General features: G+C 35.8%; 6 protein-coding genes, 1 tRNA gene and 2 pseudogenes. 6 read left to right on the top strand and 3 right to left on the bottom strand.

Annotated elements, in window-relative coordinates; genetic code table 11:
* The first annotated feature begins 153 nt into the window (after positions 1-153).
* The 5 genes and pseudogenes from D5R40_RS16225 (at position 154) to D5R40_RS16245 (ending at position 6,530) form a co-directional block, all read left to right on the top strand.
* Positions 154-2,571: a peptidoglycan DD-metalloendopeptidase family protein gene (locus tag D5R40_RS16225; protein ID WP_124154908.1), complete on the top strand. Its 2,418-nt coding sequence runs from the start codon at positions 154-156 to the stop codon at positions 2,569-2,571.
* 638 nt (positions 2,572-3,209) lie between these two features.
* Positions 3,210-3,282 (top strand) — tRNA-Met (locus D5R40_RS16230).
* A gap of 1,045 nt (positions 3,283-4,327) precedes the next feature.
* Entirely contained in the window at positions 4,328-4,927 is a 600-nt protein-coding gene (locus D5R40_RS16235) for a peroxiredoxin (protein ID WP_124147592.1), read from the top strand.
* A gap of 160 nt (positions 4,928-5,087) precedes the next feature.
* Complete coding sequence (locus D5R40_RS16240; protein WP_124147591.1) at positions 5,088-5,651, top strand: peroxiredoxin family protein; 564 nt, start codon at positions 5,088-5,090, stop codon at positions 5,649-5,651.
* A gap of 441 nt (positions 5,652-6,092) precedes the next feature.
* Positions 6,093-6,530, top strand: a pseudogene (locus D5R40_RS16245) (GGDEF domain-containing protein).
* Positions 6,531-7,165: 635 nt separating this feature from the next.
* On the opposite strand, the gene D5R40_RS16250 reads toward D5R40_RS16245, so the two are convergent.
* The 3 genes from D5R40_RS16250 to D5R40_RS16260 form a co-directional block, all read right to left on the bottom strand.
* Entirely contained in the window at positions 7,166-7,351 is a 186-nt protein-coding gene (locus D5R40_RS16250) for a TLTLP motif-containing protein (RefSeq protein WP_124147590.1), read from the bottom strand.
* 95 nt (positions 7,352-7,446) lie between these two features.
* On the bottom strand, positions 7,447-7,803 hold the full coding sequence (locus tag D5R40_RS16255) for a hypothetical protein (protein ID WP_124147589.1): 357 nt from the start codon (positions 7,801-7,803) through the stop codon (positions 7,447-7,449).
* Positions 7,804-7,867: 64 nt separating this feature from the next.
* Positions 7,868-10,612 (bottom strand): adenylate/guanylate cyclase domain-containing protein, encoded by a 2,745-nt coding sequence (locus tag D5R40_RS16260; protein WP_192901282.1) that lies wholly within the window; start codon positions 10,610-10,612, stop codon positions 7,868-7,870.
* Positions 10,613-11,328: 716 nt separating this feature from the next.
* Here D5R40_RS16260 and D5R40_RS16265 point away from each other — a divergent pair.
* Positions 11,329-11,703, top strand: a pseudogene (locus tag D5R40_RS16265) (DUF6444 domain-containing protein); the annotation flags it as partial.
* Positions 11,704-11,879 lie beyond the last annotated feature (176 nt).

Consider the following 11,879-nt stretch of genomic DNA (forward strand, 5'->3'; position numbering starts at 1 on the left):
AAATTATCCTTGCTTTTTTTATGAAACCAAGATACCCTATCCTAAGTTTGATGTTTGTCAGTGATCTTGATCTCTAAAATAGAGTGAATTATGTCATTGACAAAGAAAAATTAATTAAGGATAGTTAAACCCTTGTCGATAGGAGGTCGTTCTTTGAAACGAACATTTCCAAGTAAAGGAAAATCTGCCGCTATCTGTGAACTTCACACAGAAGCAACTATTGATCAGTCAAAACAAATAAGTATAGTTGGTAGCAAAAAAACTTCTTCCGCTGCTGCCATGATTGGACTTGCTGCCATTTCAACCACTATGGGTGCATCAGGCATCCTGTTGTCTGGGAAAGGCAATATCGCAGTCGCAGCCGAACTTCCTGGAGTGGACACTAACAAACATGAACTTTCAACTAGAGAGTTAAATGTTACTGGAGTTAGTAGGTCAAAAGGTCTACTACTTCAGAAATTAACCCAAGGGTATGTAGAGGTAGAAGAAAATACTGATTCTGAAGTTGAAGCAACTCAACCTGAGACTGTCCTGCCCTCAGAACATACACTAGGAGAAAAATCCTTTTTTCCTATAGAACTTCAACACAAATATAGCCAGACTAAAGCCAGAAAATCTGAACAAGAGAAAGAGACTTTAGTTTTTTCTGAACCGAAAATTAATAAATTAGAAACTAATGAGTTGCCTCCTCTAGGACTTCTGGCTAAAGTGCAGGACAAGGAGCCAATAGGCAGTAATAGTAAGCTAATTGACCGATTAAAAGTAGAAATTAATCCTGTCCAAAAACCAGAAAACCTCTCGACAAAAAGTTCGCTGGAGTTGAGGTATGAGCAGTATATTTCTGATCCCGTAGGAAAGTCATTTGATAAATCAAAGGAAAAATTCCTAGAAAATAGAAATGGCAAATCAGAAAATTTAGTTGTTGAAGAACCAGCTCTACAGATGGCCACATCCTCTGAATCAGACAATAGTCCCACAGCTAAACAAGTAGGTGATAGTCAAATAGATATTGCTCAAGAGTCAATCAAGGCTCAAGGGACTAAACTACAGGGGGCAGTGGTTATTGATTCTGAGATGACATCTACACCAGTTTCATTGGTATATAAGGTGCGTGTGGGAGACACGCTAAGTTTAATTGCCAAGGAAAACAATGTATCTGTCGAAGTATTAGCTAGAGCTAATAATATCAAAAATCTAGACGTAATTGAAGCAGCTAAATTACTTAAAATTCCTCAGCAACCATTTTCTGAATCATTAAAACTGGTAAGTTCTACCAGTAGCAATTCTACAAAAGAGGAATTTAGTCAACCTTCTTTGGAAACTACAGCTAACCAATTCAATATTCCTGAAGCCAAGCTTCCTAATATAAAATCTAATTATTTATCGTACAGCGTACCAAGTTTGACTGGAGCTGAAGTTGCACCACAGAGAAGTGTACAACTAGTTTCTTGGTCTGAAGGTCTAAACGATCAAGAACATCAAATACACAAGAAACCAAAAGAATTTTCAACTTTAACACAGTTGGTTGTTACAGATAGCCCTAAAAATCCCTTAGTTAATAAAGTATGGCCTGATAATCTAGGTGCAAGGGAATCTAGACAAAATTCTTTTAGTAATAGTCAACCCGTTCAACCACTACCAGTGGACATAAATACTGAGAGTGATGAGTTACTACCAACAGCAAAATCTGAAGGTCAAAACAATCCTTATGCTAACCGTTTAAGGTCAGAAATAAGCAGGCTAAGAGAGGAATATAATAATCAAAAAGAACTTGAAGATTCTCAAATAATAACCTCAGAAGCAATAAATATTCCAGTGCCTGAGCCGTCGTCTTCACAACAGAATTTACCGAATAATTCTCAAATTCTGACTGAGAACAATAGTAGTAGGTACTTACAACCAACTTATCAGGAAGAAGTAAGTAGCAGCCAGACCACACAATGGTCTGAAGAAATGGGAACTAACAGACCTGAAATCAGAAATCCTGCTACAGTTGTTAAAGAACTACCCCTAGAAAGAGAAATTAGTCAATCTCAAGGGTCATCATTCATGGCCACATCACCAACAGGAGCTAACTTTAATGAGATTCTGAATAATCCTTCACTAGGAAAAATGGTTTCTCCAGACTTGCCACCTTTGGGTAAAGCTGATACCTATTTACCTGGTGGTTCAATGCAATTTACTGGGTATACATGGCCTAGTAAGGGTACTCTAACATCTGGTTATGGTTGGCGGTGGGGAAGAATGCACCGTGGTATTGATATAGCAGCACCTACTGGTACTCCTATTGTTGCTGCTGCTCCTGGTGTTGTCACCTATGCTAATTGGAATAGCGGAGGGTATGGTAACTTAGTGGAAATTAAGCATCCCAATGGTAGTCTGACAGTCTATGCTCATAACAGTCAAATTCTTGTGAGAGAAGGTCAAAAAGTTGCTCAGGGTGAACTAATTGCTAAAATGGGAAGCACTGGACGTAGTACTGGCCCACACTTACATTTTGAAATTCATCCAACAGGAAATGGAGCTGTTAATCCAATGGCTCTTTTACGTTCGGGAGTGGCATATCATTAGGTTAGGTATTGCATAATCATCGTAAAATTTCGGTAAGTCGGAAAAGTGCCAGTTTGAACAGCTGGATGCAAAGGACTCAAAGGATTTTTATCAGTAGTCAAAAAAATGTGTTATAATTAACTAAAAATTTCAAAGGTAGCCTCAATGGTATTTTGGCCGGAGAGAGTAGTGGCAATTGATGCCCCCTAGTGAATTACTGGTGTATACGTACTACGGTATGCTACTGACAATTTAGTTAAAGCAATGTGAAAATCGTGGTTTTTACCCGATTTACAACTCCTAGTCACAAATCCACGCTGATTTATGCCGTGGAGTGCCAAAATTGGGATGATTTTATATAGTACAGTTATTTTTATCCCAACACATGTAAATATGTAATGGGAACAAATCAAGACCTCCTAGTACTCAGAACTTATTCTAACTCCCTAATCCCATCTGAAAATCTTCCTATTTTCAGTACAACGTCTCCAACTTGAAAAATGTTAATATCCCCATTCTTGTAAGTTAAAATGGGGACAGGGATATAAATAAATTTAGGGCGCAAATTAAATCTAGTTTGGTTTTTTTAAGAAAAAAATAGTAAAGGATTGAATAAATTACAATATTCTGTGCTATGATTATGAATGGTTAAAAATTTAGGCTCAGTAGCTCAGTGGTTAGAGCAGGGGACTCATAAGCCCAAGGTCGCAGGTTCAAATCCCGCCTGAGCCATATATATAAATAAGTAATTTTTTTTTGATTTATTGCAATAGATCACGATAGTCTAACCTTAGTCAACAACTGGCGTTTAAGTTAAAGTATTTGGTTATTTATTGAATCGTTAGCTTCCAAAGGAGGAAGTAGGTGTATGATTGGGGAGTTAAACAGTTATTAGTATAGTGGTTCGGCATTTAAATTGTATAGTCATTTCAGTTGAGATTGAGATAAGCGTTTCTTGCATTGAAAGAGTTTCAGCCGAAAAAGTGTTTCATTCTTATCTGAAATGACTATATATCCCAATTGGAACTAAGGAAACAATGGATATGGGAACAGCGGTATACCCTGGATCGGCGAAGCAGGTTAGCTCCTCTATAAGAAGCTAGACAAGCTATCGAGGGATATCAACGTTCCTTTGCCTACGGGAAGCTTTGTGCAGCGCAAAAACGCTATATCCAATCGACCCAGAAAGGGAATCTTTACTCCTGTGAGGACACAGGGAATACAAAATCTCAATAGGCCTGAGTTGAGTTCCGGTTCAATTTTTACCATCAACTGGAGTTGGAAAAAGTTAACTGATAACTGAAATAGTGGAGGTCAATTAAGAACCTATTAGAGCTGATTTATAAACTTAGCTAAAAGTATTGCATTACCAAGCTTTCAGGAATTTGGGTCTACAGGACGATAACTAGCAAAACCTAAGTATAGCGAGAAATTCAGCCTCTTAATATTTACTTTATAAATCAGATATTAAAAACATTAACTGATGACTATAACATATATGACTGATAATATCTTTATATACCCTTAGAACTAAACTTTAAAAAACTAAAATAGTTGATCGATCCTTACTGGTCAATCCAATATGGAATGAGAAACCAAGTCTGAAAATATTCGAGCTGCTAAGTTGGTCTAGCTATGTCCGAAAGGAGACATTCTATGGTTTTGTTTGTACTTAAGGTCTAGTATGAAGAGGTAAGATTGAAGAATAAAGAATCTCAAACCATAAGTTTTCTTTGAGTTTTGAGTGTCAACAAGTTATTTTAAGGAGAATTAAATCATGACAGAGGAATGCCTGCGTGTAGGCCAGGAAGCCCCGGATTTCACTGCTACAGGTGTAGTGGATCAGGAATTCGAGACAATTAAACTGTCTGATTATCGTGGTAAGTATATAGTTTTATTCTTCTATCCCCTGGACTTTACTTTTGTTTGTCCAACAGAAATTACGGCATTTAGCGATCGCTACAAAGAGTTTGAATCACTTAACACAGAAATTCTAGGAGTTTCAGTAGATAGTGAATTTTCGCATTTAGCTTGGATTCAAACAGATCGTAAGTCTGGTGGAGTTGGAGACCTTAACTATCCGCTATTATCTGACATTAAGAAAGAGATTAGTTCTGCCTATAACGTCTTAGACCCAGAAGCAGGTATTGCTCTGCGGGGTTTGTTCATTATTGATAGAGAAGGTACTATTCAACACGCCACAATTAATAATCTTGCTTTTGGTCGTAACGTGGATGAAACCTTACGTACTCTACAAGCTATTCAGTATGTACAGGCTAACCCAGATGAAGTTTGCCCTGCAGGTTGGAAACCAGGAGATAAAACTATGAATCCCGACCCAATCAAATCTAAGGAATTCTTTGCAGCTATTAAATAAATTGATTTAAGCAGTCTATAAAGTACCTAATAATTAAAAAAAATGTCAACTCTAACACTTTCATATATATTCTAGCTCTAAAAGTGTTGGAGTTGTAAATTTAGAGGAGATTTAAACACATTAAAGTTTTGAATTTTAACTTTTAAATTATATCAAGATTATGCTAACTTCCTATGATTTTAGAGGTTTAATAAATCAACGTTTTGTTCAAAATTTATTACCTATTCCACCTATTAATAGTTTGGATAACGGAAAAAGAACACCAGATTTTGAATTGCCAGATATCACAAATGGTAAATTAGTTCGTTTATCAGACTATTGGGGGTTAAAACCTGTCATACTTGCTTTGACTCGTATCTTTACTGAGAAACAGTATTGTCCATTTTGTTTTCCTCATATCTTAGCTTTAAATAATAATTATGAAAAATTTTTAGAGCGGGGAATAGAAATATTAATGATTACGAGTACAGATAGGGAACAAAGTAAGACTGTTGTGAGCGATCTAAGTTTAAAAATGCCTTTACTCAGTGATTCTAGTTGTCAGGTATTTAAAAATTATCAAGTCGGTCAAGCTTTGGGAGCACCTCTTCCAGGACAATTTGTATTAGATAAACAAGGTAGACTTAGCTATAAACATTTGTTTTCTTTTCTAGATCATAATGCTAGTATTGAAGATTTACTAGAAGTTTTAGATAATTATATAGTTGAGCAAAATAACTATTAGTAGCTGAATTCTATCTTAGAGCTGATTTATAAAGTAAATATTAAGAGGCTGAATTTCTGACAGGACAAAGTTTTTACCGATTGTAGGCCAGTAAAGTATAAATTGATGAGACCTAGATAGCATAAGAGTTTTCCTGCGGAATGCTGCGCAAACAGCTCAGTTAATCAATCACCTCTTAGTGCAAGTAGCTCTTTTTTATAGACTAATTTCTTTATAGACTAATTTCGCAGGTAAATTTAGCCTGTGGTGTTGAGATTAAGTCTGATAGCCTGTTAGTTATATACTCAAATTTTAACTGCAAATATTGCCAATTTTAATTATGGTTAAGTATCTTAGTTTTTCTGAACATAAGATAACTCAAATCTAATTTATAGCAATTCTAAATCATTCGTGATAATTTTCTTGCTTCGGTGTTTCTCATTCCCTGTTCCCTCACACCGAGTGCCCATTGCCTCACAAGAGACTGAAAAGCCTATTGGTATAATTATGATTGATGTAGATTATTTTAAAAGTTTTAATGATGAATTTGGTCATGCTGCTGGAGATATTATTCTCAAAAATTTAGGCTCTTTTTTAAAATAGAAAGTTCGAGATTATTATATAGCTTGTCGTTATGGTGGGGAAGAATTGATTATGATATTACCAGGAAGTTCTTTAGAAAATACCAAGTGAAGAGCTGAACAAATACGGAAAAAAATCCAACAATTATGTGTAGAATATGATGGTATACTGCTAAGTTATATTACTATTTATTTGGGAGTTGCTTGCTTTCCTAAGCATGGCAAAACAGGGGAAAAGGTCATTCAAACTGCTGATTTTGCTCTTTATCAGGCTAAGTATGAGGGACGTAAGCGAGTTGTAGTAGCTTCAAATTATTGAATATTTTATTTATATTACATTGTTTAAATTAATACAGTCTATTTTCGGTTAATCAGTTATTTATTATTACTACTTAATTAGGGCTTGCTGATTAAATATAAAAGCATTTACAGATAAAGGTTTTAGCATTTTTAGAGCGAAAAAAAAGTGCAATTTTTTAAGGTTAAGTGGCCAAAAAGTTACAATTTTTGGCTAACTATGGCAAAAAAAATAAAGGGATAAATATATCCAACCACCTCCTCTAAATTCCCTATCCCTCCTGACTCCTACCCCTGCCAAAAGACTTTTTCAGCAAACCCTAATTAAATATAAATAGTACATGTGTACAGATGAAAATTATAGTAGTTTAACTTAAAAATGAGACGTTTTTTCGTCTGAAACTCCCTCATAGCAAGAAAGCTTTGTCTCAATCTAAAGTTAAATGACTATATATTCAAGTCTCAATCAACCATAAAGTTGACTTTTAGGTAGGTTTTAGAGGAAAAAATTTATAATCGAAAATAATACAAAGATCAACTATAAATTTCCTCATGGATCATCCTGCCTACTGCTTTATGAAAAAATCTACCGCGTCGCAGTATTCTTGAAAAATTGATAAAAATTGAAACTAAAGTTCTTAGAAATTTGGTTGGAAATCATTCATACCCAGACAATTCATAAGAGGTTTGAGGAATCACATTTATATTACGATGAGAATAACGACTAATGGCCAATAAAGGCAAGGCCAGAGTCAGAACAGCGATCGCTGTTCCCAAAATATTTGCAATTCTTTGAGGAGGTTCATCGTCTGAGTAACTGGCAGGTTGACTATCTGATTCCATATTGAGAAAGCTTCTAAAAAACTTAAAATTGTTAGTAGCAATACAAGCTGTATTATGATTTCTTGGGAATAGCCCTAAACTTTGATTGTTAAGAACTACGATTTTTTTTCAACAACTTTGTCCTTAATCTCTTTAGCTGTTTGTGCCAGTACCAGAGATCTTTGACCCATACTTACAGGTAGTCTAGGTATATCTGCCAAAGAAGCACGAGATAAATCCAACAAAAGTTGACGGACTTTTTCTACCCATTCTAATGAATCTGGAGGAATAACTTGGCCATCAGCTTTTTCTTGAATAATTTTTGCTTTCTGTGCTAGTGGTAGAGCTTTTTCTGCAAGATTTTCTGGTAGTTTAGGCTTATCCGACAAGGAAGTACGGACAATCTCAAATAATAATTGATGAATCTGCTCTATCCACTCAGTATCTGAGTAGTGGGAATTTAAATTAGTCATAACTAGGGCTAGTTTTTTTTCAAAATGAGAGTTAACATTCTATTCTTATTTAGATAGATATTGTTTACTTTTCAGTTAAATTCCAGACTCCATCCCAATTTTTTGGAGGAAGCTCGGCCTGAAATAGCTGACAACGATCGCGGTGCAACTTAGCAGCTTTGTTGTTTGGATCGATTTTCAATACTTCTTTAAATTCAGCTTCAGCTAGTGCAAAAGCTTCTTTTATAGAGAGGTCTGTTAAATTTTTTTCTTTGGATGGTCTTAAGTAATACTCTCGTCCTTGATGATAATGTTCAACTATATGGTGTTGTTTCTCCGTTAGCTCTTGCTTCAGATCCCCTTCCTTAAAGCCTAACAGTTCATATATTCTAACAGGCTTACTTTTTCCCTTCACAGTAATTAGGTCTAGTTCCCGAACCCAAAGCATATCTTTGTAAGGTTGATAAGTATTATCACTGATGACCAAATCTGTACCATACTGCTTGCTTGTACCTTCAAGGCGAGAAGCTAGATTAACACCATCTCCAATAGAAGTTAGCTCCATACGCTTACTAGAGCCAATATTACCACTAACCACTTCGTCTGAGTGAATGCCCATACCAATTCTAATAGACATTTTTTTCTTAACTACACGGTCTCTATTGAAGATTTTCAGGCGTTGACGCATTTCTACAGCACTTTGCATAGCACACAAAGGATGATGTTCTAGAGGAGCTGGAGAACCAAATACTGCCATAATGGCATCTCCTATATATTTGTCAAGAGTACCTTTGTATTTGAATACAGCATCTACCATCTCTTCAAAGTATTCGTTCAGCATCGTGACAACCTGTTCAGCTTCCATGCCTTCTGTCAAAGTAGTGTAGCTACGAATATCACTGAAAAGCACAGATACCTGTTGACGTTTTCCTCCTAAACCAGTATCACCACTTGCTAATAATTGTTCTGCAACTTCTGGTGTCATGTAGCGATACATCAAGTTTTTCACTTGTTTTTCTCCACTAATATCCTCCATCACTACTAAAACGCCATTAACTTTCTTAGGGTCACAAACATCAATCATAGAGTTAATTGACAGATTAATACTTTGAGGAGGCAAATTTCCCAAAGGTAACAAAGTTCGATCTGGATAATACTGTTGGTACTCTTTGCTATAATTCGGAGAAAGGGCTAAATCTAACCACTTAGAAAACTCACCTTCCTTGAGACGTACTAATTCACTTACAGACTTACCTTCTAGTATCTCTGTGTCACTGATTCCTAGTAAATGTCTAGCACTTTCATTTGTCGCAATAACTTTGCCTTTTTGATCCGTAGATATTACCCCGTTGGTCAGACTCCGTAGAATATCCCTTTGTCTTTGTTGCTCTTGTTTGACTGTATCAAATAATTTAGCATTTTGGAGGGCTACACCTGCTTGAATATTAAAGGCCCTCATAAATTCTAAATCGTTGCGATTAAAACTAGCTTTCCACTGCTCTGGTGCTTCAGGCCAGTTTGCATGGTTATATGGTGGATAATCTCCCTGTTTCTTTTTATTAATTAGCTGAGTTACACCAATTAATTCATTGTCAGCATTAAAAACAGGCATACACAACAAACTACAGGTACGATAACCTGTTTTTTCATCTGTTTCCTTGGCTGTAACTGAGTGGGTATCTTTATAAACGTCAAAAGGAATGAGTAGTGGTTGGCCAGATTTTGCAACCATACCAGCAAAGCCTTTATCTTTAGCAATCCTGATTTCTATTAGCTGTCCATTAATCGGGATTTTTGTCCATAGTTGATTTTTATCGTTATCTATGAGCCACAAGGTACTGCGGTCTGCGTTCATAAGTTCCTTGGCCTGCTCCATGACTTTTCCCAGAGTATCTTCTAAGTCTAGACTACTTTTGCTGAGGGAGTCTACAGCTTTCATTAAAGCTTCTGCTGCTCTCTGTCTTTGAGTTGCTGAATAAAATGACTTAGAAGATTCTAGAATTAGACTAATGGAAGGGGCAAATTCACGAAATACTCTTTCATCTTCTTCAGTAAATCCCTTTTTATCTATTTTTTCTCCTAGTTGTTCATATTGTTCGTGGCCTTGTTTTAACTTGTTGAGGAGTTGGACAACTGCGATTAAATCCCCTGTTTCTTCTTGCAGTAATGGCATTACTACCATAGTATAGGTACGATATCCATTCTGTTTGTCAAATTTTTGGGCTGAAGCTGAACGTGGATCGTTATAGAAATCGTAGGGTATGTTGATTACTTTTTTCTCTTGAGCTGATTCTCCTGCTATTCCTACATTGGCTGAAATTCTTAACTCTAATAGTTTTCCATCAGCTCCTTTAGCTACTGTTGACCAAAGTTCACTTTTTTCTTCATCTAATAACCAAATTGTTGTCCGGTCTGCGTTCAATAATTCTCCTGTTTTGAGAGTAATTGAGCGCAACATTTCATGTAGAATTGCATCAAATCCTTGAGCCTCTAACAAATTATTGAGCATCCCCAAAGTGCGATTAACTGTCTTTAGCTTTTCTTCAACATCTTTAACTCCTTCGACAAAGTTTTCTTTTGTTATGGCAGCTAGATAGCTTAAAAAGCTAGACCCAGGATGAACTAATGCACTACTTTCGTTGACTCTTGAATTACTTTTGGGGTTATTCCTATTATGACGATTATTTTCTGGACTATTATAAGTATTATTGTTATCAGAGTAGCTTTGAGGGTGAGACACCTGATTGTTAGGACCCTCTATAACTTCCACATCCTCTTTTTTTGGGATTGTGTACTCTGTTGCTATTTGGTTTGGAGATGCAGATGTCATAACGCTTTAATTAAATATTTAGATGCTCTTTACTATTAAGGCTTTTAAATAATTCAAGCTCAGTTTGTTAATTAATATTAAGATAGGAACTGAATAATTTTTAAATCATTCATACCTGTACTTTAGTCTAACATGATTAAATTTTTACTCTTCTGTCAAAAAAATTATTATAAATATTTTTTAGATAAGATTTGCTATACAGGTTCTAGGTGTGAGCTTGGAGAACATCGGTTTTAGGAATATTTTTTCTTGATTTTTACCTCATTACTTGAATGCTCGAACTTCAATAAGCATATTAGTTTTGATGGTATAGAATTTTATTTTTTGTACTTGCTGCTGAAGTTTGAATTAATAATTATCAAAACTATCATTACTCAAAGTTTTAAATTTATTCATCACACCTTTGATAGAAATAGAAGTAAGCAAGTTTTTATTTGTTAAAATTATGCCCTCTAGTTTTATAATCATAATGTAGCACAAAAAGTTGCTATAAATACTATGTATAGTGTTATATCTAAGGTAAGGATTCAGGTCATAGCGTGATCGTAGTGTGGATTCTCAGAAGGGAAATTCAAGAATATTGGTTCGCTTGACAAAAAAACAAACTAGTGCAGCTACGCGGAAGTCAAAAGTCAAAAGTATTTATTGGTAAGGCTTTTAGGATTTTGTAACTGGTTAGTTATTTCTGCCATCCTGCACTAGGGTAAAGTCAAAGCATGAGTCAATCACAGCCCCCAGTAAATCGTAAACGCCTCAACCAGTTGTCAAAAGAAGAACTGGTAGAAATGTTATTGACTCAACAGAAACTAATCGAGAAACTGCAAAAACAAATTGATAAATTAGAACAGAGTCAAAACCTAGACAGTAAGAACTCCTCGAAACCCCCATCAACCGATCTACTGAAAAAATCGGAAAAAGCCAAGCCAAAACAAGAGTCTCCCAGTTCCGAAGAAAAGAAGAGACGACCAGGAGGACAAATAGGCCATCATAGTAAGACTCGTAAAGGGTTTTCCAGAATAGACAGAATAGAAATATTGCAACCTTCTGTTTGTAGTCAGTGTGGTCAAGCAGAATTTTTAGATGAACCAGTGGTAGCTGTAGTGGCCAGCAATGTGCGATTCGTTTCTAGGGGAAATAGCCTAGAGTGTCGGTTTAACAAAAATCCAGAATCTTATGGAGGTTAAAGAATAGTAGAAGGTATACCGACATAACATGAACTACCCCGCCGTGTAGACGGACGGGGTTTCTAAGTCCCCGTCAACAAAGT

It is taken from the genome of Okeania hirsuta (assembly GCF_003838195.1).
GTDB lineage: Bacteria > Cyanobacteriota > Cyanobacteriia > Cyanobacteriales > Microcoleaceae > Okeania > Okeania hirsuta.